Source organism: Pseudomonas sp. MWU318, assembly GCF_016756945.1.
GTDB classification, from domain to species: Bacteria; Pseudomonadota; Gammaproteobacteria; order Pseudomonadales; family Pseudomonadaceae; genus Aquipseudomonas; species Aquipseudomonas putida_A.
The window spans coordinates 49,450-76,141 of sequence record NZ_JAESJL010000014.1 but is presented as its reverse complement, the minus strand read 5'-3'; the positions used below and the strand labels follow the sequence as shown (position 1 = coordinate 76,141).

Sequence of the window (26,692 nt, the reverse complement as noted above, 5' to 3'; positions counted from 1 at the left end):
ACAAGAGCACTTCACTCTAATTTTTTCCATTTTGCAGCACAGCCAGCACGTAGCTTAACCACTCTTGACCGGAAGCCCACTTATTCCAATAGCAGTAATAGCAACTGAGATCTCTTAACAAGTAATCTCTTACTGCCAACTCATCTTTATTTTGACTCAGCAAAGACTGCAACTCTTCACAAACCAAAAGTATTACTTCCGGATCTGAAGCTTGTAAGAAGTCAGCAATAACCTTATCAGGGGTGTCGTACTCTATTAGCCAGTCCTGATGGAAGTAGGCACCAAAAAAGTCGTGAAGCTCGGGGAATTCGTGATTCATAGCTCTGGAAATCCGGTCAGCAAAAAATATCCCAAAGGGAGTGTAGGGTCTTTTTTCAGAACTAGCAGGAGCTTTAGTGCCGACTGAGGATGTGTGGCGCCATTGAGCAAGCTCACTCCCACTGGCTGGTTGAGATGATGGGTGATAGTTGTCTTTCCTTTTTTGCTATTTAAAAAATCTTGCACCTTTTGCGCATTCACCCTCAAAGCCTCTGAAACAGCAGCCTCAGCTCCGGCGCGATCGGAAAATGTGGAGGCTGCTGGAATATGTGGCTCCGCCATTAATCTTTGGGCTAATTGCGCGTCAGTTCTACCAATATGTTTGATTATTAGGTGTCCGCTCTGAGCCTCATGCGTAGCCAAGCCCCCACCTGGCACTATCTCACTATATGGGCCATCAGCCTGTATTGCTCCCGGACACGGTGCGCAAGCCAACCCCAACGGATCCACCCACCCCGTCGGATTCGGCACGTACCGGTACTGATTCAACCCACCCGCCAACTTCACAGGGTCCGGCGTCAGATACCGCCCCAACCTCGGGTCGTAATACCGGTGCCGGTTGTAATGCAGCCCACTTTCCGCGTCGAAATACTGCCCCTGAAAGCGCAGCGGCTGGTCGAGGTAGTCTTCGCCGGCCAGGGTGATCGCGGCGACCTTGCCGTAGGCGTCGTATTGCGCGGACCAGACGATTTCGCCGCTGTAGTCGGTGAGTTCCTGCGGCGTGCCGAGGTGGTCGAGTTGGTAATAGAACGGGCAGGCGCGTTTCGGGCCTTTGCCGTCGAGCAGGGCCAACGGGCGGAAGGTGCCGGGTTCGTAGACGTAGCTGCGGTGGTGGGTTTTGCTGCTTTCGGCGACGAGGTGGTCGCCTTGCCAGAAGAACTCGGTGGTCTGGCCGTCGACGGTTTTGCGGATGCGCCGGCCGAAGGCGTCGTATTGGTAGGTCGCGGTTTGGCCGTCGGGGCGGGTCAGGCCGATCAGGCGGTGCTGGCAGTCGTAGCGGTATTCGGTGATCAGAAGTTGATCGCGGCCACGACGCTCGCGGATCAGGTTGCCGAAGGCGTCGTAGTCGTAATGCCGGTCGCCCTGCATCAGCAGGCGGTTGCCCTTGATCCGGGTCGGCCCGGGACGATCCTGCATCAGCAGGTTGCCGGCCGGGTCGTGGGCGAAGGATTCCGGTAGTTCGTCGCGCGAGTGGCGCACGCGGATCAAGCGGTCGAGGGCGTCATAGCCATAGGTGCGCTGGCCGTGGCGGCTGTCGGCAATGTGCTCCAGATTGCCGTTGGCGCTGTAGGCATAATCCCGGCGGTACAGCGAGTCGTGCTGATGGCCTACAGCATGGGCCAGCAAACGTCCCTGATCGTCGTAGGCATAATCGCTGAGCAGCAGGCCTTGTTGGCGTTGTTGCTCGCGACCGGACTGGTAAACGTGGCGGGTCAGCCGCGTGCCATTGAGGTCGATGGCGGTCAGCGCACCGCCCTTGGCGTAGTGATAGTCGAGCGTGCTGTTGTCCGGCAGACGCTGGCGCTTGAGCTGGCCGCAGGCGTCATAGGCATAACGCAAGGTGCCCCAGCCCTGGTGCTCGGTGATCAACCGGTCCTGCCGGTCGTATTCAAAGGCCAGCGGATGTTGCTGGCCGTCATCAACACCGGTTAATCGGCCCAGACGGTCGTAGGTGTAAGCCACCTCAACCCCGTCGGGCAGGGTTTTCAGCAGCAGACGCCCGGCCGCATCACGCGCGTAGGCAGTGACCAGCGTCGAGCCGTCATCGCCGAACTCGGTCTTTTCCAGCAGGTGCCCGTTGCGGTCGTAGGCGTAAGCGGTGCGCCGGCCGTCGAAGCCGGTTTCCTGTCGGATCAATCCGCTCGGCGTGTAGTCCAGGCGGTACTTTTCCCCGGACTCGTTCTCGATTTCCGTGAGCAGCAATTGCGCATGGTCGTAGCGGTACTGCACCCGCGTGCCGTCGGGATTGATCTTGCGCGAGACCAGATGCAGGTCGTCGTCATACTCGTAGCGGGTGATGCGCCCGAGTTCGTCGCGCTCGGCGGTGACCTGGCCGTAGGCGCCGTAGCTGTAAGCGCGAGTGGCGCCGGTAGGCAATGTCGTCTGGATCAGTCGTCCGGCGGCATCCCACTGCTGGCGGGTGATCGCACCATGTTCGTCCTGCGTCGTAGCCCGCCGCCCCAGCGCATCGTAGGAAAAGCGCCGCACTCCACCGTCAGGCAGGGTTTCCTCGATCAGTTGGCCGAGGTCGTTCCACGACAACTTGTGCCGGCTGGTGTCCGGGTAGCGGATCGACAGCAACTGCCCGCGCGTGTCGTAGTAGTAATGGGTGACCTGGCCGTCAGGATCGACCGCCTCGATGACATCGCCCTCGGCGTTGCGCCGATACGTCCAGACCGCGTCACCGCGAGAACGGCTGTGCAGGAAACCGTTGCGATACTCGTAGGACGTTGGCTCATCGTCCGGCGGAAGCAGCGCGATCAGCCGTCCGACGTCGTCGTAGCGATATTCGGTGAGTGCGCCCAGCGGATCCTGCTCGGCGATCAGCCGGCCCGCGTCGTCATAGGCCTTGAGGTGCTCACCGCCATCGGCCTCGACCTTGCGCACCAGCCGTGCGCTGTCATCGTGGACGTAGATTTCTTCGGTGCCATCGACGTAATGCACCGTGACACGGCCGTCGTCCGCCCAGACATACCGCGTGTTCATCTGCGCGAACGAGGCCCAATGGCGCACGCAACGCGCCGTCTTGCCCGCGCGCTGCCACTCCCAGAAAAAGCTCGCGCCGCCGGTCAGTTGCCGCTGCAGGATGACGTGCTGGTCGTCGTAGTCGTAACGTTCGCTGTCCCCGACCGCGTTGGTCGCAGCCAACAACCGCTGACGCGCGTCGTAGCAATAACTGACCAGCGTCTGCTCGGTGCGCCAGCCATCAGCCTCCAACACCTGGTAATCAACCGCGACCAGATGCGCCCGGTCATAGCGCAACAACAGCGAGCGACCCGCGCCATTGTCCAAGCGGAAAATCCGCTGCTGCTGATCGCGAGAAACGGTCAGACGATTGCCATACGCATCACTGACCGCCACCAACCGCCCGGCGCGAAAGTGATAAAACCGCGCCGCATCCCCCGCCAGCGCGAGGATCAGTTCCTCCGGCTCATCGCCGAGAAAAATCGCCGCCCGCGACAGACTGTTGTGAATCGCCGGCCGTTCAACACTGGGCAACGGAAATCGCGTACGGCGGTTCTCGTGATCGACCCAGACCACCGCCTCGCCATCGAACTCCAGCCGATGCGCCAGCGAATGACTCCAGCCAAACCCCAGGCCGACATCGATCTCTACCGCGCTGGTGCGGTACAACCGGGTGAATTCGAACGGCAACACCCCATCGAGCGTGCCATCGGTCAGGGTCAGCAATTCTTCGCCGGTGACCATCGACACCGGACAGCCGTTGGTGCAGGTCAGCGGTGCGCAATCGGCGCTGTCGCCGTTGGGGTTTTTCGCTTGATCGGGAGCGTTATCGTGATGCTCGTTTTTCTTCAGGGCGGCATTGCGCTTCGCATCCCAGCGCAGTTGCATGCGGCCATTTTTCACCCCGGCGGCAATGCCCCGCGCGGCGACAGTTTTGTATTGATCGACGTAATGGATGAAAGAGTTGACGATGCCGAACATCGCCTCGACCAGGCGTTTCACAACCGAGAGCAACTGGGCGGCGCGATCCGCCAGGCGTAGCGTCAGATAAGCGATCCCGGCGCCAGCCCCGACGAATGTCAACACAACGCCGATCAGCACATCGATCAGCACCTGCACGATCATCATCGACGCCGTTTCAGCGGTTTTGCCGACGATCTGACTGGGCGGCAGCATCTCCAGCCAGAGACTCGCACTGCGCAGCAGCAAACACAGCGCCGCCTCATCGCTGACCAGCAACTGCAGCTTCTGCATGACATCCGGAGCTGACTCTGCGAGATGGATCAGATCGGCCGCGCCGCTTCCAAGGCGATCGGCAAACGCCCCTGGATCCTGCAAAATCTCCGACAGCATGCCGATGCTGTCCCACACCCCCTCGATCGCCGCCCAGCTCCCGGCGAGCATGCCGTTGCCCGCCGCCGTCGCCACCGACTGCGACCACTGCGGCTTGAACCCCTGCCACTCGCTGCGCAACCAGCCATCCAGCTCGCCGGTCAAGCCGTCGTAGGACTGGAACAGCGCCTTGATCTGCTCCGGGGTAACGTCGCTGTGCACCTGCACGCGATAGAACTTGCCTGGCGTACCGGTGAATGTTCCCCGGCCTTGCGCATCAAGTGCGACGGGGGAGGTTTGGCCATCATCCACCGCGACCACATCCACCACGATGTCGCCCAGCGGAATGTCGTACACCGACTCGAATTTGCTCTCGATCGCCAGCACCCCGCTTTTCGGGCACTGCACGACGCCGGTGGCAAACTCACTGTCGCCCGTGCTGACGGCGGTAACGCGATCACCGAAGCGGATGATCCGCTCCATGCCCATCAGCGACGGCAGGTCCGCCGCGTGGCTGACCTGGTCGGCCGCTTTGCTGAACCAATGCTCAAGCTGCTGGCGATAGAGGCTGAGGGTGTCGGGAAAACTGTCGAGTTCCTGCTCGATACGGCTGACGGCTTCCATCAGCGCACGCGACGATGCGGGGTGGAATGAAAAACCGGGTCAAACATGAGCGTTCCCTCGCGCAAAAATTAGGCGCGGGGACTTTGCGGGGGATCAAGCAGGAAAGAAGTCAGGCGAGTAGGCGTTTACTGTAGGACTAATCTGCAAAAGACCGATTACTACAAAACGTATAGCGATAAACGCAAACGTGGCGTGAGGTTTCCCTCACGCCACGTTTATCGAGCGATACAAAATGATTTACCGGGTTTAATCCCGAGCGCTCAACTCTTTGAGTTTGAGCTCGGCCAACGGGTGACCGGCCTTGGCCGCCAAGGTCCACCAGCGCGCCGCTTCGGCCGGATCCGGCGCTTTGCTCGGAGTACCGGCCAAGCTGATCACGCCGACCTGATAGGCCGCTTTGCCGTCGCCGGCGAGCGCCGCCAGACGCAACAGCCGCCCCCCCTCTTCGCGGGCACCCAGGCCAACCCCGCGAAACGTCAGAATGTGCCCATAAAAGCTTTGCGCGCCGACATCGCCAAGATTGGCCATGCGCGCAAACTGCCCTTCGAGCCAGCGCCAGCCTCTGGGCTGGCGGACAAACCACGACCAGTGAAACAGCCTGCGGGCCAACCAGTAACTGGCCGACGCCTTGAGTCGTAAAAACACTCAGGCCTCCGCCGATTCCGGGTACTCGTATTCGAACACCCTGACCACTTCCGACGCATGCCAGGAGGCAGCAGCAACGCCATCGGACGGCCCGGAAAAGCGTCCAAGACGCTCGACACATTCAAAGAAACCGGTACGTGGCAAACGGCTGGCACCCTGGCTGATCACCAGCGAACTGCGCAACGGCTGTTCAGCCTTTGCGTCGAGTGCGGCCAGATGCTCAAGTGCCGCGGTCAGCGTCTGCATCGCCGGCGTCGGCAGTTGCAAACGTTCGAGCAAGGCTCGATAGGTCAACAGGTGGCGCTGCCTGCGCGCTTGATCCAGCTCCCCGAGCAATCCGTCCCAATGTTGACGACTGATGCGTACGCTCACGATTCATCCCTCCAACCCGGCACCGTCAGTTCCCAGGCCAGGCTGCGACGAATCGCGGCGTCAGGTTGACGCTCGCCGCTTTCGATCATGGCCAGATAAGACGGGCTGATGCCTACCGTGCGGGCCAACGCCTCGATGGCGATGCCCTTCCCTTCGCGCAAACTGCGTAGTTGATCCAGACCTGGAAGAATCGGGTCCGGCGTTGCGGCGGCCGGCGCAGGCGCCTGCTGCTGCGGTGTTTCGTTGATGCCTGCTGCTTTCAGTAGAGCCTGATACTGGACCCATGGCAGAACCGCATACTCGGGTTCGCCATCGCGTGCAATTATCTGAATATCCATGACTACCCCGTAGGACAACAACACTTAGCGAGTCGGCACTTTTCCCTAGAAGTGTAATCCTAACAGCGGCCAAGGTCGCGGGGGGTATCTATCTGTCTGCAGGCGGGGTGAATCAGGGCTTTTTCGGGCCCTGAAGCTGAAGTTGCTCGGGGGTATCAGGCAGGCGCTCGACCACCGCGAGTTTTTCCGGCTGCTGCCGGTTGCGCCAGAGCCGAAAAGCATTGAGCTCATCGTCGAGGGTTTTCATCAGCCAGGCCAGAACGGCGATGTCATCGAGCATACCGAACACCGGGATGAAATCGGGAATCGCATCCACCGGGCTGAGGAAATACATCAGGCCCGCCACCACCGATACGATGGCTTTCGGGCTGATCGCTCGGTATTCGCCACGCCAGTACGCAAGGCACAGTGCCTGGAGCAAACGCAGATCATCCTTGAGTTTGCCAAGGCGATTGCCCTGCGCGGCACCTTTGCTCGCCACCGCGAATAACAGGGTCGGCAGACGCCCACGCGCCAGCAATCGACCGGCGAGGGGCAGAAATCGGGCGAAATTCCACGGCGCTTTCATCTATTTCTCCCGTTGAAATGTTATCCACACAAATTGTGGATAACCTTGTGAACAGAGCTGCATTTCAGCGCTGAAAGCCCCGTTTCATAAGGGCTGCGCTCAGATCGGGCGTTTTTTACTCACATAAAAAACCCCAATATTTCATTGACTTGGCGGCTCAGGGCGTCTAGCGCTGGCAGCCTCAATCTCTAGGACTGCTGTAAGCGCCATCCGTTCGCTCTGTTTACCGCCAGCATCGTCCAGATGCAACAACGCCCCGCATATGCGAGGCGTTGTCTTCGAAGCTACAGCCGATTACTTGGCGGCGGCGTCTTCTTTGGCTGGATCCTTGATGGCCAGCAGTTCCAGGTCGAAGACCAGAACCGAGTTGGCCGGGATTGCCGGGCTTGGCGATTGCGCGCCGTAAGCCAGATCGCTAGGGATGTACAGTTTGTACTTCTCGCCAACGTGCATCAGTTGCAGACCTTCAACCCAACCCGGGATCACGCCGCTGACCGGCAGATCGATCGGGCTGCCACGTTCAACAGAGCTGTCGAACACGGTGCCGTTGGTCAGCTTGCCGGTGTAGTGAACGGTCACGACGTCGGTAGGCTTAGGCTGTGGGCCGTCGGCTTTCTTGACCACTTCGTACTGCAGACCGGAAGCGGTGGTGGTGACACCAGGCTTCTTGCCGTTTTCTTCGAGGAATTTCTTGCCGGCGGCTGCCGACTCTTCGCTCATCTTGGCCATACGCTCTTCAGCACGCTTTTGCAGCGCGGCAAAGGCCTCGACCAGTTCTTCGTCTTTCAGCTTCTGTTCTTTCTTGCCAACGGCATCTTCGATGCCCTGGGCTACCGCTTTGGAGTCCAGATCATCCATGCCTTCCTGAGCAAGGCTCTTGCCCATGTTCAGGCCGATACCGTAGGAAGCTTTTTGCGCCGGGGTTTTCAGCTCTACGCTGGTCTGCGAATCACAACCCGCGAGGACCAGGCTAACCAGGGCTACCGCCGCCGCCAACCGATGCTGTTTCATGCTATTTCCTTGTTCATGCGCCGAAAGGGCAATCGAGTAAAGCCGCGAGCTTATCAGGCCGCCACGACCAATGGCTACCGGCATGAGAGCAGGAAATGTCCGATAAGTTCAGGGATTAAAACGCATTCGGGCCAAGGGACGATGAAGCTTCTGTCATCTGGAGCTGACAAGGACTGACGGGACTTCCGACGACAGTTGGCGTAATGGCCACTTGCCGCACCCACAACAGCTGAGGCATAACAAGGCAACAACTCGACAAGGATGTTTATCTTGCGCCTCTTATACCGTGTGCTGGCACTGATCATAGTGCTGCTGGGCCTGGCTCTGGCAGTGATTCTGTACTACGTCGCCAACCCGAAATTGCCCTTCTATACCCCCGCCCAACAGGTGCATTACCTGCAGCAGTGGAGCGAGGAGGAACGCCAGACCTACTACTTCACGCCGCAGGGCACACAGGTCAAAGGCCTGCGCTATGAATGGTTCGAGGCGCTGGAACTGCCCTTCTCGCAGCAGCGTTTCGCGTCCCCGGAATACCTCGCACGCTTCGGTTTTCTGGTTGATCCACAGCAGAAAGCCACGTCGAACAACCCCGGCAATCTGCCGGTCGGCTTTGCCCGCCACGCGAATCCCGGTGGCAGCGAGCAATATCTCGATATCACCTGCGCTGCTTGCCACACCGGCGAATTGCGCTTCAAGGGCCACGCCGTGCGAATTGACGGCGGATCGGCGCAGCATGTCTTGCCTTCCAGCGTTCCTACATTGCGTGGTGGCAGTTTCGGACAAGCCTTGGTCGCCAGTCTGGCCGCGACTTACTACAACCCATGGAAATTCGAACGCTTCGCCAAAAATGTTCTAGGCGATGACTACGAGAAACGCCACGAGCAACTGCGCAAAGACTTCAAACAATCGCTGAAGACTTTCCTCAAAGTCGCCTGGAACGACACGCATCGCGGCCTGTACCCGACCGAAGAAGGTCCGGGACGCGCCGATGCGTTCGGCCGTATCGCCAACGCCACCTTCGGCGATGCGATCTCCCCCACCAACTATCGCGTGGCCAATGCGCCGGTGGACTACCCGCAACTGTGGGACATGTGGACGTTCGACTGGGTGCAGTGGAACGGCTCGGCGCAGCAACCGATGGCACGCAACATCGGTGAGGCACTGGGGGTCGGCGCCACGCTGAACTTCTTCGACAGCGACGGTCAGCCACTACAGGGCGATGCGCGTTATGCCTCAAGTGTGCGCGTGCGCGATCTGCATAAAATCGAAGAAACCCTGCAACGCCTGCAACCGCCGGCCTGGCCGGAGGATGTTCTGGGCGCCATCGACAAACCGCTGGCCGCCAAGGGCCGCGCGCTGTTTGCCGAGAACTGCGCCGGTTGCCACGTGCCGCGCAAGACTCAGGAGGGCGAGCGCTGGGTGCAGCACTTGCACATGTTGCCAGTGGAGGTGATCGGCACCGACCCGAATGCCGCGGCCAACATAGCCAACCACCGTTTCGACCTGACGCCGCTGCAATGGGACCTGAAGGAGCTGGAGCAGATGGATGTGAAGTTGCATCCGACACCTACCGAACCACTGAATCTGAGCCAGCTATCCGTGGCCAAGGGCCTGGCCTACGTCACCGCGTTCGTCGAGGATCGCGCCTATCGCGAGGCCGGCGTCACCCCGCAGGAAAAACCCCGACTCGACGGATTCGGACTGCCGATCGGCGTGCGCGAAAAGGTCGCGTACAAGGCCAGGCCGTTGGCCGGTATCTGGGCCACCGCGCCGTTTCTGCACAACGGTTCAGTACCGAGCCTTTATCAATTGCTGTCGCCGCAGGATGAGCGCGCCACGACGTTTTATAAAGGTACGTTCGAATACGACCCGCTCCATCTGGGCTATCGCACCGAAGCCTTTACCAATGGTTTCCTGTTCGACACGCGAATCTCCGGCAACCACAACAGCGGTCACGAATTTCGCGCCGGCGAGCGCGGCAATGGGGTTATCGGCCGACTGCTGCAACCCGAAGAACGCTGGGCATTGCTGGAGTACCTGAAAGTACTGGGCGGACCGTTGGAGGCGCAATTGCCATGATGATCAACCCGTACAAAAGACCGTCGATGTTCGCCCGCGTCTGGTTATGGCTGGGGCGCCTGCTAGGCAAAACCCTGCTGACATTGCTGATTATCGGCCTGCTGGGCTGGGCCACCGCGAGCGCGTGGTACGCCTGGCAGCAGCGCGGCCCGGTGTCGGCGCAGGAACAGATTCCCGCCGGTGAAGCGGCGATGACCCAGGACGTGATCCAGACCGCCGTACGGATCGTCGATCAACACCGCGAAAGCACGCGTTATCTGCGCGACGCGCATGCCAAGGCCCATGGTTGCGTGAAAGCCGAAGTAACGGTGTTGCCGGGACTGACAGCAGCGCTGCGCCAGGGGGTTTTCAGCGAACCGGGCAAAACCTGGCAGGCGATGATTCGCCTGTCCAATGGCAACGCCTACCCGCAGTTCGACAGCATCCGCGACGCCAGGGGTATGGCAATCAAACTGCTCGATGTTCCCGGCGAACCGCTGCTTGGCGACCGTCAGCAACGCCACGAGCAAGACTTCGTGATGTTCAGCCACCCGAATTTCTTTGTCAGCGATGTCGCCGAGTATCGTCAGAATGTGGCGGCTCAGGCTGACGGCAAAAAAATCATGGCGTTTTTCCCCGGTTGGGACCCGCGCAGCTGGCAGATCCGCCACCTGTTCATCGCGCTGGCCACTCTGGCGCCGCCACCGGACAGCCCGACGGCGACAACGTACTTTTCGGTATCGCCTTACAAATTTGGCGAGGCCAATGCCAAGTTTCGCGTTGCGCCGGATCCGGATAATTGCCCGGCGTATGCCCTGCCCCCGCAAAACCGCGACCAGCCGAATTTCCTGCGCAGCGCCTTGAACCAGCAACTGTCGACGGATCGGGTGCCGGCGTGTTTTGTGCTGCAGATTCAGCGTCAGGATGCGAACAAGTACATGCCGATCGAGGACACCAGCATCGAATGGCGCGAACAGGATTCACCGTTCGAAAGTGTGGCGCGAATCACCCTGCCTGCGCAGGACTTTGACACGCCGGCATTGAATCTGGCGTGCGACAACCTGTCGTTCAATCCGTGGTTTGGTATCGAAGCGCACCGACCGATTGGCGGGATCAACCGCTTGCGCAAAGCGGTGTATGAGGCGGTGAGCGATTATCGGCATAGCCGCAATGCCGAACAGTGAGAATTCCTCTGTAGGAGCTGTCGAGTGAAACGAGGCTGCGATCTTTTGATCTCTAAAAGCAAGATCAAAAGATCGCAGCGTGCCGCAGCTCCTACAGAGGAGATCGAGTGATTTCACAAATCGCAGACAGCAAAAAGCCCGCACTTGGCGGGCTTTCTGTGGTGACCTGGCGTTCAGTGGGTCCAGGTGACCGAATATGGCGCAGCGGACGGGACTCGAACCCGCGACCCCCGGCGTGACAGGCCGGTATTCTAACCGACTGAACTACCGCTGCGCGAAACGCTTGAAACGAATGGTGGGTGATGACGGGATCGAACCGCCGACATTCTGCTTGTAAGGCAGACGCTCTCCCAGCTGAGCTAATCACCCTTCGCTTCGTTACGGGGCGCATTATGCCACAAGTTTTCGTAATGTGTTGATTTAATTGAAGTTTTTTTCAAAAAAATCCGAAAACCGATGAAACGACACAAACCCGGTGGAACAAGGTACAAACTTGAGACAGAAAAAAACCCGCTTTAGCGGGTTTTTCCGTGGTGACCTGGCGTTCAGTGGTCCAGGTTACCGAATATGGCGCAGCGGACGGGACTCGAACCCGCGACCCCCGGCGTGACAGGCCGGTATTCTAACCGACTGAACTACCGCTGCGCTAAACACTTGAAACGAATGGTGGGTGATGACGGGATCGAACCGCCGACATTCTGCTTGTAAGGCAGACGCTCTCCCAGCTGAGCTAATCACCCTTCGCTTCGGTGTGGCGCGCATTCTACGGAGCGACCCAACCTCTGGCAAGCACTTTTTTAATTAATTTTCTCAGGCCTTCCAAAGGCTTAGAGAAGGGTTGGCCTATGACCCGGCGAAGACAATAATGCCCCCCTTTTGTATAAAGGAGAGACTCACCCCATGTGGTTCAAAAACCTGCTTATCTATCGCCTGACCCAAGACCTGCCTGTCGATGCCGAGGCGCTGGAAACTGCACTGGCCACCAAACTGGCGCGTCCATGTGCAAGCCAGGAGTTGACCACCTACGGTTTCGTCGCGCCATTCGGCAAAGGCGAAGATGCGCCACTGGTGCACGTCAGCGGTGACTTCCTGCTGATCGCTGCGCGTAAAGAAGAACGCATTCTGCCGGGCAGCGTCGTGCGCGACGCGGTCAAGGAAAAGGTCGAAGAGATCGAAGCCGAGCAGATGCGCAAGGTCTATAAGAAGGAACGCGATCAGATCAAGGATGAAATCATCCAGGCGTTCCTGCCGCGCGCCTTTATCCGTCGCTCGTCGACCTTCGCCGCCATCGCGCCGAAACAGGGCCTGATTCTGGTCAACTCGGCCAGCCCGAAACGTGCCGAAGACCTGCTTTCCACAATGCGTGAAGTGCTCGGCACCCTGCCCGTGCGTCCGCTGACCGTGAAAACCGCGCCGACCGCCGTGATGACCGAATGGGTCACCACCCAGCAAGCCGCCCCGGACTTCTTCGTTCTGGACGAGTGCGAGCTGCGCGACACCCACGAAGACGGCGGCATCGTGCGTTGCAAGCGTCAGGATCTGACCAGCGAAGAAATCCAGTTGCACCTGAGCACCGGCAAAGTGGTCACCCAATTGTCGCTGGCCTGGCAGGACAAGCTGTCGTTCATGCTCGACGACAAGATGACCGTCAAACGCCTGAAGTTCGAAGACCTGCTGCAGGATCAGGCGGAACAGGATGGCGGCGACGAAGCGCTGGGCCAACTGGACGCCAGCTTCACCCTGATGATGCTGACCTTCGGCGACTTCCTGCCGGCACTGGTGGAAGCGTTGGGTGGTGAAGAGACTCCGCAGGGGATCTAAGGGCCCTGGCATGCACCCTCTTCTTATAGAGGGTGCCTGAAAAACAAAGATCGCAGCCTTCGGCAGCTCCTACATTTGGAATATGTTTTCCTGTAGGAGCTGCCGAAGGCTGCGATCTTTTTGCTGGCACCGTATGCTTAGCTTCCTAACGCTTTCACATAATAAGGAACAAGCCATGCGCGCACTGGCTGCACTCAGCCGCTTTGTCGGCAATACCTTCGCTTACTGGGTTCTGATTTTCGCCGTGATCGCGTTCCTGCAGCCGGCGTGGTTCCTCGGGCTCAAGGGCGCGATCGTGCCGCTGCTGGGGCTGGTGATGTTCGGCATGGGCCTGACCCTCAAACTCGATGACTTCGCCGCCGTCGCCCGCCATCCGTGGCGGGTGGCTTTGGGCGTGGTCGCGCATTTCGTGACCATGCCCGGTGTGGCGTGGTTGCTCTGCCAGATCTTCCACCTGCCGCCGGAAATCGCGGTCGGGGTGATTCTGGTCGGCTGCTGCCCAAGCGGCACCTCTTCCAACGTCATGACCTGGCTGGCCTGCGGCGATCTGGCGCTGTCGGTGGCGATTGCCGCCGTCACCACCCTCCTCGCTCCGCTGCTGACCCCGGCGCTGATCTGGCTGCTGGCTTCGGCGTGGTTGCCGGTTTCGTTCATGGAGTTGTTCTGGTCGATCCTGCAAGTGGTGCTGCTGCCAATCGTGCTCGGCGTGGTTGCGCAACGGCTGCTCGGCGACAGGGTGCGCCACGCGGTGGACGTGTTGCCACTGGTGTCGGTGGTCAGCATCGTGATCATCGTCACCGCCGTGGTGGCCGCCAGTCAGGCGAAGATCGCCGAATCCGGGCTGCTGATCATGGCCGTGGTGATGCTGCACAACAGCTTCGGCTACTTGCTGGGCTACTTCACCGGACGCCTGTTCAACTTGCCCTTGGCGCAGCGCAAGTCGCTGGCGCTGGAAGTCGGCATGCAGAACTCGGGGTTGGGTGCCGCTCTGGCCAGTGCGCATTTCTCGCCGCTGGCCGCGGTACCGAGCGCGTTGTTCAGCGTCTGGCACAACATTTCCGGGGCACTGCTCTCGACATATTTCCGCCGGATGAGCGAGAAGCAAGACCTTGAGTCGCTGGCGCAACAGCCGGTCGACTGACCGGGAAACTTGATCCCCGGATTAATGCTCGGCAGACTGTTGCGCTACGCGGGGACGACCCTGCGGCTCGATCGAGTTATCAATCTGGGGACGGCCCCGTCAATCGATGGAGGTCTCTCATGTCCTGGATCATTCTGTTTTTCGCCGGCCTGTTCGAAGTCGGCTGGGCCGTCGGCCTGAAATACACCGACGGCTTCACCCGCCCGCTCCCCACCGTACTGACCGTTGCGGCCATGGCCATCAGCCTTGGCCTGCTGGGTCTTGCAATGAAGGAATTACCGCTGGGTACGGCTTATGCGATCTGGACCGGCGTCGGTGCCGTGGGCACGGTGATTGCCGGGATCATTCTGTTTGGCGAGTCGATGGCGTTGATTCGGCTGGCCAGTGTGGCGTTGATCATTACCGGGTTGATTGGCCTCAAGGTCAGCGCTTAGGCCACTGGCCCCTTCGCTGGCAAGCCAGCTCCCACAGGGATCTCCGGTGAACACAAATCTTGTGTAAATCCAGAAAACCTGTGGGAGCTGGCTTGCCAGCGATAGGGCCAATTCAGGCAACAACTATTTGACAGTCCCGCGCAACGCTCCCACCAACCCCTGCAATTTCGCCGGTTCCGCAGATTCCACCGCCACCGCCGAACCCGCCACCAACGTCACCCGCGACCACAACCGCTTGAACAGCCCCTTGTTCGGATCGCGGCTGAAGAAACTCCCCCACAACCCCTGCAACGCCAGCGGAATCACCGGCACCGGAGTTTCTTCGAGAATCCGCGTCAGTCCGCCCTTGAACTCATTGATCTCGCCATCGGTGGTCAACTTGCCTTCGGGGAAGATGCACACCAGCTCACCGTCCTTCAGATACTGGGCAATCCGGGTGAAGGCTTTTTCGTAGATCTGGATGTCTTCGTTGCGTCCGGCAATCGGAATCGTCCCCGCCGTGCGGAAGATAAAGTTCAGCACCGGCAAGTTGTAGATTTTGTAGTACATGACAAAGCGAATCGGCCGACGCACCGCACCGCCAATCAGCAGCGCATCGACGAACGACACGTGGTTGCACACCAGCAATGCCGCGCCCTCGTCCGGGATCGCCTCGAGGTTGCGGTGCTCGACGCGGTACATGGAATGGCTGAGCAGCCAGATCATGAAACGCATGCTGAACTCGGGGACGATCTTGAAGATGTAGGCGTTGACGCCGATGTTCAACAGCGACACCACCAGGAACAGCTGCGGAATCGACAGTTTGACCACACTCAGCAACACGATCGAAACGATCGCCGAGACCACCATAAACAGTGCGTTGAGAATGTTGTTGGCGGCAATCACCCGCGCCCGCTCGTTCTCGGCGGTGCGCGACTGGATCAACGCGTACAGCGGCACGATATAGAAACCGCCAAAAATACCGAGGCCGAGAATGTCGACCAGCACCGCCCAGGTATGCGCAATGCCCAGCACTTCAGTCCAGCTGTGGCCGGTGACGCTCTCCGGGATTCCGCCGGAATGCCACCACAGCAACAGGCCGAACACGGTCAGACCGAACGAACCGAACGGCACCAGACCGATCTCGACCTTACGCCCGGAGAGCTTCTCGCAAAGCATCGAACCCAGCGCAATCCCCACCGAGAACACGGTAAGAATCAGCGTGACCACGGTTTCATCGCCGTGCATCCATTCCTTGGCGTAGGCCGGAATCTGCGTCAGGTAAATCGCCCCGACAAACCAGAACCACGAGTTGCCGACAATCGAGCGCGAGACAGCGGGCGTCTGGCCCAGACCGAGTTTCAGCGTGGCCCAGGACTGGCTGAAGATGTTCCAGTTCAGGCGCATTTCCGGCGAGGCCGCCGCCGCGCGCGGAATGCTGCGACTGGCGAGATATCCCAGCACCGCAATCCCGACAATCGCGGTCGAAACCAGTGGCGCGTAGTGCGTCGAGGACATGATGATCCCGGCGCCGATGGTCCCGGCGAGAATCGCCAGGAACGTGCCCATCTCCACCAGACCGTTGCCGCCGACCAGCTCATCCTCGCGCAACGCCTGCGGCAGGATCGAATACTTCACCGGCCCGAACAGCGCCGAATGCGTGCCCATGGCAAACAGCGCCACCAGCATCAGCGACAGGTGATCGAACAGGAAGCCGATCGATCCTACAGCCATGATCGCGATTTCCGCGAGTTTGATCAGACGGATCAGCGCGTCCTTGGCGAATTTTTCCCCGAACTGCCCGGCCAGCGCCGAGAACAGGAAGAACGGCAGGATAAACAGCAGCGCACACAGGTTGACCCAGATCGAACGGTCACCTTCGATGGTCAGCCGATACAGAATGGCGAGGATCAGCGACTGCTTGAACACGTTGTCGTTGAACGCGCCCAGCGACTGCGTGATGAAAAACGGCAGGAAGCGCCGGGTGCGAAGCAGGTTGAACTGTGAGGGGTGACTCATCTTCCGTGTTTCCCTGAGGTCGGTAGAGAATGGCCTGGATCTGCTTATTGGAATCTCGATCAGCGATCCAGGCCACACCTTACCTAAACTTTTCAGGTTATTTCTTCAACCCTGCAATACAAGGTGAGACAAACAGCTCACCGCGCCACGCGCCTTGCACGGTGCGTTTACCGACGATCAGCCACATCACCGCCAGCAGGCTCACCAGCATGCAGCCGACCACGTTGAAAAAACCGAGGTTCAGCGTGCTGGCGAGCTTGAGGGTCGCCAGCGAATACACGCCCAGCGGGAAGGTAAAACCCCACCAGCCGAGGTTGAACGGGATGCCGTCACGCAGGTAACGCGCGGTGATCAGCAGCGCCATCAACATCCACCACAAGCCGAAGCCCCACAGGGTGATACCGGCGACCAGCCCTACGCCTGCAGCGATTTCACCGATACCCGGCAGCCCGTTGGCGGCGAAGATCGCTGGTGCATCAGCGCCCAGCAGCAACATGCCCAACGCACCAGTGCCGATCGGGCCGAGGGCCAGCCAGCTTGAGGCGGCCATGTTTTCGTGAGGCAGTTTATGCAGCGCCATGCGCAGCAACAGGATGGTCAGAATGCTGAACGCCACCGGCAGGGAAAATGCCCAGAGCACGTAGCTGGTGGTCAGCACCACCAGTTGCGCGTGGGCATCAGCCAGATGCGGAGCGAGCAAGCCACCGCTGGCCGCCGCCACTTCCGCCGCCACCACCGGCAACAGCCAGACGGCAGTCATCTGGTCGATGCTGTGTTCCTGACGGGTAAACATCATGTACGGAATCAACACACCGCAGGCCAGCGACATCGCCACGTCGAGCCACCACAGCACTTCGGCCAAATGAATCACGCCTTCGCCCCAGCGTGGCAGGCCGAACAGCAGAAAGCCGTTGATGATGGTCGCCAGGCCCATGGGGATGGTGCCGAAGAACATCGATACGGTGGAATGGCCGAAGATCCGCCGCGCTTCATCGAAGAATAGAATCCAGCGTGCGGCATAGGCGAAGGTAAACAGACTGAACAAGAGAATGTTGAACAGCCACAAACCTTCGGCCACCGCGTGCAATCCGGGGATCGCCACCGGCAATTGCGCAAGCGCCAGGGCCAGCACGCCGGTGCCCATGGTCGCGGCGAACCAGTTCGGGGTGAATTGACGGATCACTTCACGCGGATGCTGAAGCTGACTGAACGGCTTGATGCCGGGTTTGGCTATGTTGGGGCAAGTCATCATGAACTCCTGTCCTCAGGTGAGGTTGAGTCCATGGTAGAACCGAATCGAATATCTATATAACGGGTAATTTCTCTATCTGTTATCTACTTTACAGATAAGCGGTCAAATACTACCTTCGCTTTCGATCACCAGAATCCGCGCCGTGCCCTGCGGATGCGCCACGTGCTCGGTGCCGACCGAGGCGTAGAAGATATCGCCGACCTCAAGCAGCGCCTGCTTTTCTTCACCCTGTTCGCGATAGCGCATCTGCACCTGACCATCGAGCACCACAAACACTTCCTCACCATCGTTGACGTGCCATTTGTACGGCTGATCGGTCCAGTGCAGGCGCGTGGTGATGCCGTTCATGCTGGCGATGTCCAGCGCACCCCAGGCACGCTCGGCGGTGAACGACTTGCTGCGGATAATCTTCATCTGTCGATCCGTGAAAAGAAGGCCGGCCAAAGGTAACTGAAAGCAAAACGTTTATGGAGCGCTGCAAGCCTTGACTGCTTGCGGGCGCAGGCTGAGCAACAGCGCGGCGACGGCCAGGAAGATCAATCCGGCACCGTAGCCGTCGGTAGTCACCAGCAAACCGTAAGTGCGGGTCAAATGCCCAGCCAGCAACGCCGGCAGGCAGAACGCCAGATAACTCAACGCGTAATACGCCGACATCAAACCGGCCCGCTCATGCGGCAGGGCTAGCGGCACCAGACTGCGCACCGCGCCGAGGAAACCCGAGCCAAAGCCGCAACCGGCGACCAGTGTGCCGAGGAAAAACAGCGCCAGACTGGCACTGTGCACGCCAAGCAAAATCAGCAACACGCCGATAGGCAGCAGACTGGCGCCGATTTGCAGGGCTTTGCCGGCGGGACGATTGCGCAAAGTGAAGATCATCAGCGCCCCGGTCACGGTCAGCGCCGAGACAGTCGCACCGCCGATCAGGTTCGAAGTCGAGCCGGTGGCGGTGCGCACCAGCGACGGCGCCAGCGAGGCAAAAAAGCCGCCGAGGGCCCAGGTCGCGGTGTTCAGCGGCAGCACACGCCACAAGGTCGAACGCGCCTGAATCGGCACATGCAGGGTCGGCCGCAACGAAGCCCAGGCCCCTGCTTGTGGAGTGACACTTTCCGGCAGACGCCAGACATACATCGCCTGCAACACAAACAGCGCCAGCAGCAGCCAGTAGGTCAACTGCAACGGCGCCGGGGCGAATTCGGCCAGCAAGCCGCAGCCCATGCTGCCCAGCGCCATGCCGAGCAACGGTGCGACGCTGTTGATCAACGGACCTTGCTGGCGATCGGTGTCGAGCAGTGTCGCACTCAAAACAGCGGTGGCCATGCCGGTGGCGAAACCTTGCAGCACGCGGGCGCTGATCAGCCAGGCAACACTGTCGGCGCTGATAAACAGCAACATCGCCAGCGCATTGAGCAGCACGGCAGTGAAAATCACCGGTTTGCGCCCCAGATGATCGGACAGCGATCCGACCGTCAGCAGCGCCGCCAGCAGACTCAGGGCATACACGCCGAAAATCAGGGTCAGCACCGCTGCCGAGAAGTGCAGTTGATCCTGATACAGGTGATACAACGGCGTCGGCGCCGTGGAAGCGGCGAGAAAACTGAGTAAGGTGATCGCCAGAAAAATCAGGCTGCCACGGTTGGAAGCGAGGCTGGTCATGGGCACACTCCGCAAAAGCTAATTTTTTGCTTTTGCGGAGTGTGCTCCCGGCTTTGGCTTAAAGCAAATTCTTTGTGTTAAGGTCTGGCGCATGGCTATTAAAGAAGGTTTACGCCCCGGTGGCCGCAGTGCCCGGGTGCAAGAGTCGATTCATTCGGCAGTCCGCGCACTTCTGCAAGAACAGGAGCGCAGCACCGTGACCGTCCCGCAAATTGCGGCGCGCGCGGGAGTGACGCCGTCGACAATCTATCGGCGCTGGGGTGATCTGGCGGCGCTGCTGGCCGACGTCGCCCTCGCCCGCATGCGCCCCGACAGCGAACCGGCGGTGACCGGTGACCTGCGCGGTGACATCCGCGCCTGGGCCGAACAATATCTGGACGAGATGAGCTCAGAGCCGGGGCGCAACATGATGCGCGATGTGCAGGCCAGCGCCACGCCGGGGTACTGCGTGACGATTCTTGGTGGGCAGTTGCAGACCATCATTGACCGCCACCCCGATGAAGCAGCGCCGAGCGTTGATCGGTTGATCAATCTGGTAGTGGCGCCGGTGGTGTTCAGGATTCTGTTTTCGGCGGCGGCGCTGGAGGTGGATGAGCTGCATCGGTTGATCGATATCGTACTGCGTCAGGACTGACGCTATCGCTGGCAAGCCAGCTCCCACAGGGTCTGTGATGCTCACAAAAGCTGTGCCCACTGCAGATCCTTGTGGGAGCTGGCTTGCCAGCGATGGGGCCCGACCGGTCACCCCAAAAACCACACGGTCTCAAACCTGCGACACCCCGCCACGCCACGACCTTGGTCGACACTGACTAACCGCCATACTCATGCGAGACTGTCCGCCCGGGCAGGACTGCCGGGGAGTCTTTTGTCGGGAGTGTTGCATGTCGTTGTCCACCGGGCTGATCGCCGCCGTCGCCCTGGCCTATATGGCCATCATGTTCGCCATCGCCTTCTACGGCGACCGTCGCAGCACGCCGTTGCCGCCGCGGATGCGCGCGTGGGTGTACAGCCTGTCGCTGGCGGTTTATTGCACCAGCTGGACGTTCTTCGGCGCGGTCGGCCAGGCGGCGGAACAGCTGTGGTCATTCCTGCCGATCTACCTCGGACCGATCCTGTTGCTGCTGGGCGCGCCGTGGGTCCTGCAGAAAATGGTGATGATCAGCAAGCAGGAGAACATCACCTCGATTGCCGACTTCATCGCCGCGCGCTACGGCAAATCGCAATCGCTGGCGGTGGTGGTGGCGCTGATCTGCCTGGTTGGCGTTCTGCCCTATATCGCTCTGCAACTCAAAGGCATCGTCCTCGGCGTGAACCTGCTGATCGGCGCCGGGGCCGACGCCATGGGCACCCGCGCCCAGGACACGGCGCTGATCGTGTCGCTGGTACTGGCGCTGTTCACCATCGTCTTCGGTACGCGCAACCTCGATGCCACCGAGCACCACCGCGGCATGGTGCTGGCGATTGCGTTTGAATCGCTGGTCAAGCTGTTCGCCTTTCTTGCCGTTGGCGCGTTCGTGACCTACGGGCTGTACGACGGTTTTGACGACCTGTTCAATCAGGCGATGCTCGCGCCACGCCTCGAGGAATACTGGAAGGAAACGATTAACTGGCCATCGATGGTGGTGCAGACCGGGGTGGCGATGATGGCGATCATCTGCCTGCCGCGGCAGTTTCACGTCACCGTGGTGGAGAACATCGACCCGCAGGACCTGCGCTTGGCCAAGTGGGTGTTCCCGGCGTATCTGGCGCTGGCCGCGCTGTTCGTGGTGCCGATCGCCCTCGCCGGGCAGATGATGCTGCCGAGCCACGTGTTGCCCGACTCGTTCGTGATCAGCCTGCCGCTGGCCCAGGCCCATCCGGCCCTGGCGTTGCTGGCGTTTATCGGCGGCGCGTCGGCGGCCACCGGGATGGTGATTGTGGCCAGCGTGGCACTGTCGACCATGGTCTCCAACGACATGCTCTTGCCGTGGTTGCTGCGTCGTAACAACGCCGAGCGCCCGTTCGAGGTGTTCCGCCAGTGGATGCTCTCGGTGCGCCGCGTGAGCATCGTGCTGATTCTGTTGCTGGCCTACGTCAGCTACCGCTTGCTCGGCTCCACCGCGAGCCTGGCGACCATCGGCCAGATCGCCTTCGCCGCCGTCACCCAACTGGCCCCGGCGATGCTCGGCGCGCTGTACTGGAAACAGGCCAATCGTCGCGGGGTGTTCGCCGGTCTGGCCGCCGGTACGTTCCTCTGGTTCTACACGCTGATTCTGCCGATTGCCGCCCACAGCCTCGGCTGGTCGCTGAGCACTTTCCCAGGCCTGGCGTGGCTGCACAGCAACCCGCTGAACCTGCCGATCACCCCGCTGACCCAAGGCGTGGTGCTGTCGCTGGCGGGCAATTTCACGTTGTTCGCCTGGGTTTCGGTGCTGTCGCGTACGCGGGTTTCGGAACACTGGCAGGCCGGGCGCTTCATCGGTCAGGAAATCAGTGCTCGGCCGAGTGCGCGCTCGATGCTCGCGGTGCAGATCGATGATTTGCTGCAACTGGCGGCACGCTTTGTCGGTGAAGAACGCGCGCGGCAGAGCTTCATTCGTTTCGCTTACCGCCAGGGCAAGGGCTTCAACCCGAACCAGAACGCCGATGGCGAATGGATCGCCCACACCGAACGCTTGCTGGCCGGCGTGCTCGGTGCTTCTTCGACGCGCGCCGTAGTAAAAGCCGCCATCGAAGGTCGGGAAATGCAGTTGGAGGACGTCGTCCGGATCGCTGACGAAGCCTCGGAAGTGCTGCAGTTCAACCGCGCCCTGCTGCAAGGCGCGATCGAGAACATCACCCAGGGCATCAGCGTGGTCGACCAGTCGCTGAAACTGGTGGCATGGAACCGGCGTTATCTGGAGCTTTTCAACTACCCGGACGGTTTGATCAGCGTCGGCCGGCCGATTGCCGACATCATTCGCTACAACGCCGAACGTGGCCTGTGCGGCCCCGGCGAGGCGGAAGTCCACGTTGCCCGGCGCCTGCACTGGATGCGTCAGGGCCGCGCGCACACTTCCGAACGTTTGTTCCCCAATGGCCGGGTGATCGAACTGATCGGCAACCCGATGCCCGGCGGCGGCTTCGTCATGAGTTTCACCGACATCACCGCGTTCCGCGAAGCCGAGCAGGCGCTGACCGAGGCCAACGAAGGTCTGGAGCAACGGGTCAGCGAGCGCACGCAGGAGTTGTCACAGCTCAACGTCGCGCTGACCGAAGCCAAGGGCCATTCCGAGGCGGCGAACCAGTCGAAAACCCGCTTCCTCGCCGCCGTCAGCCACGACCTGATGCAGCCGCTGAACGCCGCCCGGTTGTTCTCTGCCGCCCTCTCCCATCAGGACGACGGCTTGAGCAGCGAGGCGCAGAAACTGGTGCAACACCTCGACAGTTCGCTGCGTTCGGCGGAAGACCTGATCAGCGACCTGCTGGATATTTCCCGCCTGGAAAACGGCAAGATCAACCCCGATCGCAAGCCGTTCGCGCTCAATGAGCTGTTCGACACGCTCGGTGCCGAATTCAAGGCGTTGGCCCAGGAACAAGGCCTGAGGTTCCGTGTGCGCGGCAGCCAGTTGCGCATCGACAGCGACATCAAGCTGCTGCGACGGATTCTGCAGAACTTCCTCACCAACGCTTTCCGCTATGCCAAGGGCCCGGTGCTGCTGGGCGTACGTCGGCGCGGTGGCGAGCTGAGCCTGGAAGTGTGGGATCGTGGGCCGGGGATTCCGGAAGACAAACAACAAGTGATTTTCGAGGAGTTCAAACGCCTCGACAGCCATCAGACCCGCGCCGAAAAAGGCCTCGGGCTGGGCCTGGCGATTGCCGACGGTTTATGTCGCGTGCTCGGCCATACCCTGCGCGTACGTTCGTGGCCGGGGCGCGGCAGCGTGTTCAGTGTCAGCGTGCCGCTAGCCCGAGCCCAAGCACTGCCGCAAAAAGCCGCAGTGGAGTTGAACGGCAAGCTACTCAGCGGCGCGCAGGTGCTGTGCATCGACAATGAAGACAGCATTCTGATTGGCATGAACAGCCTGCTGACCCGCTGGGGCTGCCAAGTATGGACGGCGCGCAATCGCGAGGAATGCGCGGCGTTGCTCAACGATGGCGTACGACCTCAACTGGCACTGGTCGACTATCACCTCGATCACGGCGATACCGGGACCGAGCTGATGGCGTGGTTGCGCACCACGCTGGGTGAGCCGGTGCCGGGCGTGGTGATCAGCGCCGATGGTCGTCCGGAAACCGTGGCGCAGGTGCATGCGGCGGGGCTGGATTATCTGGCCAAACCGGTGAAACCGGCGGCGTTGCGGGCGTTGTTGAGTCGGTATGTGCCGTTGTAAAAGCAAAAGATCGCAGCCTGCGGCAGCTCCTACAGGATGAATGCAAATCCCATGTAGGAGCTGCCGCAGGCTGCGATCTTGTGCTCTTCACTCTGGGAGTTCGACGAGGCCATCGACATCGGTCATCGCCCGTTCCAGCAGATCCGCCGGCAGACTCTTGCTGGCCCGCGCGCCGAGCAATTTGAGCTGCTCGCTGCGGCTGACCAGGTTGCCGCGGCCTTCCGTGAGTTTGTTGCGCGCCGAGCTGTAGGCCTTGTCCAACTGTTGCAGGCGATTGCCGACTTCGTCCAGATCCTGAATGAACAGCACGAACTTGTCGTACAGCCAGCCGGCACGCTCGGCGATTTCCCGGGCGTTCTGGCTCTGCCGCTCCTGCTTCCACAGGCTGTCGATCACCCGTAACGTCGCCAGCAACGTGGTCGGGCTGACGATTACGATGTTGCGGTCGAACGCTTCCTGGAACAACGCCGGCTCGGCCTGCAATGCGGCCGAAAACGCCGCTTCGATCGGCACGAACAGCAAGACGAAATCGAGGCTGTGCAGGCCTTCCAGACGCTTGTAATCCTTGCCGGCGAGGCCCTTGACGTGGCTGCGCAAAGACAGCACGTGCTGCTTGATCGCGATCTGGCCGAGGGTGTCGTCTTCAGCGGCGACGTACTGCTGATAGGCGGTGAGACTGACTTTGGAGTCGACCACCACCTGCTTGTCGCCCGGCAGGTAAATGATCACATCCGGCTGGAAGCGCTCGCCGTCTGGCCCCTTGAGGTTGACCTGCGTCTGGTACTCGCGGCCCTTCTCCAGACCCGCGTGTTCCAGCACCCGCTCAAGAATCAGCTCACCCCAGTTGCCTTGGGTCTTCTGGCCTTTGAGGGCGCGGGTCAGGTTGGTCGCTTCGTCGCTCAGGCGCAGGTTAAGCGCTTGCAGACGCTCCAGCTCCTTGGCCAGCGAGAAGCGTTCGCGGGCTTCGGCCTGATAGCTTTCTTCCACGCGTTTTTCGAAGGATTGGATGCGTTCTTTCAGCGGATCGAGCAACTGCCCGAGGCGCTGTTGACTGGTCTCGGCAAACCGCTGTTCACGTTCATCGAAGATCTTCCCTGCCAGCTCGGCGAATTGCGCGCGCAGCTCATCGCGCGAGCCTTGCAGGTCGTTGAGGCGTTGTTGATGGCTTTCCTGTTGCTCGCGCAGTTCGGCGTTGAGCGACGCGGCCTGAGCGTCGAGACGCCGCAATTCGGCTTCTTTGTTGGCGCGCTCGATGTTCCACGCGTGGGAAGCGTCACGGGCATCATCGCGCTCGATCTGCAGCAGCTCGACTTCGCGGCGCAGGGCCGCCAGCTCCGCCTGCTTGGCGGCATTGGCCTGGCCGAGGTCGACGATTTCATCGCGGCTGGCCTCAAGCTGGGCGTTGAGCCCGTCCTGCGCCAGTTGCGCCATGGCCAGGCGCTCTTCGAGCAAGGCGACCTCGGCTTGCCGGTCGCTGGCCCGCCGCTGCAGTTGCCAGGCCAGCGCCAGCAGCGGCAATCCCGCGCCCGCCAGACCCAGCAACACGCTGGTCAAGTCCATAGCCATAGCCACTCCTGCCGATTCGATAAAGCCTGAAGGTTAACCAAGGCGTGGGGCGTTGGACAGCTCAGTCTTCGAGTAGACCGAGTTCCCGTTGTGCACGCCGGTCGCCGGCGCGGGCGGCCTGGCGCAGCAGATCCTGCCCGATGCGCCGATCACGGGCATTGCCGCACTCGCGGCACATCAATTGGCCGAGACGACTTTGCGCGGCGACCACGCCTTCGCGCGCCGGTTGCTTGAGCAGACGCCCCGCCAGATGCTTGGCATTACGGCTATCGCCCAGGCGCGGGCTGTCGAGCAGCCATTCGGCCACACGCACGGAAAATCGCTTGGGAGGGGTAACACGAGGGTGTTCGGAGGTAACAGAGTCTGATACTGAGCGAAACTTCATAAAACGCTGTGGGACAGATCGGAAGGCGCGCCACTCTACTCTCTTTTTCGTACAGGTAAAGTCGAAAAAAACCCGGCACGCCCGTCCTAGAGCAAGCGCTAGGGACAATCCACAGAAGCTGTGGATAACTCAGTGGACAACCGCTCTCGAACCTCCGCAAAGCCTTGTGGAATGGGGCTCGCAGTCAAACTGACGATTTTTTCACCAACAAAAAAAGACGATATTTTTCATTGACTTAAACTTTTGATACAGGCAGTCACCGGGGTCAGGATTGATATGACAGCGAAGTTACTGTCTGCGCAACTAATGTGCACAAGTACCTGTTACCCGGTTATATCGATGCGCTTTTTTGGCTCGTTTTGCGCCTCGGACTGGGGATAAGCGGGTTGGCGCTGGGCATGGCTGCACGCTTTTGTGGCGACGGATGGTTTCTTCGCGAGCAGGCTCGCTCCCACCACCGGCCCCGTTCTCCTGTGGGAGCGAGCCTGCTCGCGAAGGGGCCAGCCCTGTCACCCATGATCCGCGCCACCGGCCGAAATCTTTTCTTGCTGCCGGGTTTGCATTACCCAAGACGTTCCGTTACTATCCGCGGCGTTAGTACCAAGCTGAAAGTCAATTCCGGTCGAACACATCCCCACGGTCAACCTTCTTCCCAGAAGCCCTTCACCGAAAAAGCGGGAACGACCCCTCGATGGTTTCCAGGTAAATCTTGCGCCGACACTGCCTTTGAATGAATGCAAAGGGTGTTGCGAAGACCACTTACTCTGACCGAACCAGCCTGCAAATTGATCAGGATCTTCACCCCGGGCCCAGAACCTTTGCCCTCGATGTGTTGCCTGTCCTCCTAAGTACCTACCTGCCAGCCCAAGCGCGCCAACTTATCAGCGCTTCAAACTGGCTGCTTTGTTCCAGTCGGGTTCTTTGTACGACCAATGGTGGTCGACATTACTGGAAC

General features: G+C 60.4%; 20 protein-coding genes and 4 tRNA genes. 7 read left to right on the top strand and 17 right to left on the bottom strand.

Going from position 1 to position 26,692, the window contains the following annotated elements; genetic code table 11:
• Positions 1-16: 16 nt before the first annotated feature.
• From JN524_RS25565 to JN524_RS25535, 7 genes are all read right to left on the bottom strand, one after another.
• The gene (locus JN524_RS25565) at positions 17-319 is read right to left on the bottom strand and encodes a contact-dependent growth inhibition system immunity protein (RefSeq protein WP_202371139.1); all 303 of its coding nucleotides are present in this window, start codon (positions 317-319) and stop codon (positions 17-19) included.
• Positions 316-4,959, bottom strand: a complete 4,644-nt coding sequence (locus tag JN524_RS25560) for an RHS repeat protein (protein ID WP_202371138.1) — start codon at positions 4,957-4,959, stop codon at positions 316-318. The genes JN524_RS25565 and JN524_RS25560 overlap by 4 nt, the downstream gene beginning before the upstream one ends.
• 246 nt (positions 4,960-5,205) lie before the next feature.
• Positions 5,206-5,604 carry a sel1 repeat family protein gene (locus JN524_RS25555; protein ID WP_202371137.1) on the bottom strand — a complete coding sequence of 133 codons (399 nt, stop codon included), beginning with the start codon at positions 5,602-5,604 and terminating at the stop codon, positions 5,206-5,208.
• Entirely contained in the window at positions 5,605-5,976 is a 372-nt protein-coding gene (locus JN524_RS25550; RefSeq protein WP_003223109.1) for a hypothetical protein, read from the bottom strand.
• On the bottom strand, positions 5,973-6,314 hold the full coding sequence (locus tag JN524_RS25545; protein ID WP_027613366.1) for a helix-turn-helix domain-containing protein: 342 nt from the start codon (positions 6,312-6,314) through the stop codon (positions 5,973-5,975). The genes JN524_RS25550 and JN524_RS25545 overlap by 4 nt, the downstream gene beginning before the upstream one ends.
• Positions 6,315-6,426: 112 nt before the next feature.
• Positions 6,427-6,882, bottom strand: a complete 456-nt coding sequence (locus JN524_RS25540) for a YkvA family protein (protein WP_123586136.1) — start codon at positions 6,880-6,882, stop codon at positions 6,427-6,429.
• 294 nt (positions 6,883-7,176) lie between these two features.
• On the bottom strand, positions 7,177-7,893 hold the full coding sequence (locus JN524_RS25535; RefSeq protein ID WP_007966725.1) for an FKBP-type peptidyl-prolyl cis-trans isomerase: 717 nt from the start codon (positions 7,891-7,893) through the stop codon (positions 7,177-7,179).
• A 270-nt stretch (positions 7,894-8,163) separates the two neighbouring features.
• Between JN524_RS25535 and JN524_RS25530 the strand changes: the two genes are divergently transcribed.
• Both JN524_RS25530 and JN524_RS25525 read left to right on the top strand, forming a co-directional pair.
• A complete protein-coding gene (locus JN524_RS25530; RefSeq protein ID WP_202371136.1) occupies positions 8,164-9,972 on the top strand; it encodes a di-heme-cytochrome C peroxidase in 1,809 nt (602 codons plus the stop codon).
• Positions 9,969-11,135 carry a catalase family protein gene (locus tag JN524_RS25525; protein ID WP_442964292.1) on the top strand — a complete coding sequence of 389 codons (1,167 nt, stop codon included), beginning with the start codon at positions 9,969-9,971 and terminating at the stop codon, positions 11,133-11,135. Before JN524_RS25530 ends, JN524_RS25525 begins: the two co-directional genes overlap by 4 nt.
• Positions 11,136-11,332: 197 nt before the next feature.
• Here JN524_RS25525 and JN524_RS25520 read toward each other — a convergent pair.
• The 4 genes from JN524_RS25520 to JN524_RS25505 all read right to left on the bottom strand — a co-directional run bounded on the left by JN524_RS25520 (position 11,333) and on the right by JN524_RS25505 (position 11,875).
• Positions 11,333-11,409: transfer RNA gene (locus tag JN524_RS25520), tRNA-Asp, on the bottom strand.
• A 19-nt stretch (positions 11,410-11,428) separates the two neighbouring features.
• A tRNA-Val gene (locus JN524_RS25515) sits at positions 11,429-11,504 on the bottom strand.
• A gap of 199 nt (positions 11,505-11,703) precedes the next feature.
• Positions 11,704-11,780 (bottom strand) — tRNA-Asp (locus tag JN524_RS25510).
• A gap of 19 nt (positions 11,781-11,799) precedes the next feature.
• Positions 11,800-11,875: transfer RNA gene (locus JN524_RS25505), tRNA-Val, on the bottom strand.
• A gap of 160 nt (positions 11,876-12,035) precedes the next feature.
• Between JN524_RS25505 and rdgC the strand changes: the two genes are divergently transcribed.
• The 3 genes from rdgC (at position 12,036) to sugE (ending at position 14,531) form a co-directional block, all read left to right on the top strand.
• On the top strand, positions 12,036-12,956 hold the full coding sequence (gene rdgC / locus JN524_RS25500; RefSeq protein ID WP_003223096.1) for a recombination-associated protein RdgC: 921 nt from the start codon (positions 12,036-12,038) through the stop codon (positions 12,954-12,956).
• A 175-nt stretch (positions 12,957-13,131) separates the two neighbouring features.
• The gene (locus JN524_RS25495) at positions 13,132-14,097 is read left to right on the top strand and encodes a bile acid:sodium symporter family protein (RefSeq protein ID WP_202371135.1); all 966 of its coding nucleotides are present in this window, start codon (positions 13,132-13,134) and stop codon (positions 14,095-14,097) included.
• 119 nt (positions 14,098-14,216) lie between these two features.
• Positions 14,217-14,531, top strand: coding sequence for a quaternary ammonium compound efflux SMR transporter SugE (gene sugE, locus JN524_RS25490; protein WP_003223093.1), 315 nt, complete (start codon positions 14,217-14,219; stop codon positions 14,529-14,531).
• Positions 14,532-14,654: 123 nt separating this feature from the next.
• Here sugE and JN524_RS25485 read toward each other — a convergent pair whose 3' ends face one another.
• The 4 genes from JN524_RS25485 to JN524_RS25470 form a co-directional block, all read right to left on the bottom strand.
• Positions 14,655-16,529: an MFS transporter gene (locus JN524_RS25485; protein ID WP_202371134.1), complete on the bottom strand. Its 1,875-nt coding sequence runs from the start codon at positions 16,527-16,529 to the stop codon at positions 14,655-14,657.
• A gap of 97 nt (positions 16,530-16,626) precedes the next feature.
• Positions 16,627-17,778 carry a TDT family transporter gene (locus tag JN524_RS25480; RefSeq protein ID WP_202371133.1) on the bottom strand — a complete coding sequence of 384 codons (1,152 nt, stop codon included), beginning with the start codon at positions 17,776-17,778 and terminating at the stop codon, positions 16,627-16,629.
• 105 nt (positions 17,779-17,883) lie between these two features.
• Positions 17,884-18,195 carry a cupin domain-containing protein gene (locus JN524_RS25475; RefSeq protein ID WP_202371132.1) on the bottom strand — a complete coding sequence of 104 codons (312 nt, stop codon included), beginning with the start codon at positions 18,193-18,195 and terminating at the stop codon, positions 17,884-17,886.
• Between the two features lie 51 nt (positions 18,196-18,246).
• Positions 18,247-19,434 carry an MFS transporter gene (locus JN524_RS25470; protein ID WP_202371131.1) on the bottom strand — a complete coding sequence of 396 codons (1,188 nt, stop codon included), beginning with the start codon at positions 19,432-19,434 and terminating at the stop codon, positions 18,247-18,249.
• 91 nt (positions 19,435-19,525) lie between these two features.
• Here JN524_RS25470 and JN524_RS25465 point away from each other — a divergent pair, with 91 nt between their 5' ends.
• Positions 19,526-20,068, top strand: coding sequence for a TetR/AcrR family transcriptional regulator (locus JN524_RS25465; protein ID WP_202371130.1), 543 nt, complete (start codon positions 19,526-19,528; stop codon positions 20,066-20,068).
• 247 nt (positions 20,069-20,315) lie between these two features.
• Positions 20,316-23,786, top strand: a complete 3,471-nt coding sequence (locus tag JN524_RS25460) for a hybrid sensor histidine kinase/response regulator (RefSeq protein WP_202371129.1) — start codon at positions 20,316-20,318, stop codon at positions 23,784-23,786.
• An 87-nt stretch (positions 23,787-23,873) separates the two neighbouring features.
• Here JN524_RS25460 and rmuC read toward each other — a convergent pair whose 3' ends face one another.
• Together rmuC and JN524_RS25450 are read right to left on the bottom strand one after the other, a co-directional pair.
• Positions 23,874-25,238, bottom strand: coding sequence for a DNA recombination protein RmuC (rmuC, locus tag JN524_RS25455; protein ID WP_202371152.1), 1,365 nt, complete (start codon positions 25,236-25,238; stop codon positions 23,874-23,876).
• A gap of 175 nt (positions 25,239-25,413) precedes the next feature.
• A complete protein-coding gene (locus JN524_RS25450; protein WP_081730279.1) occupies positions 25,414-25,737 on the bottom strand; it encodes a sel1 repeat family protein in 324 nt (107 codons plus the stop codon).
• Positions 25,738-26,692 lie beyond the last annotated feature (955 nt).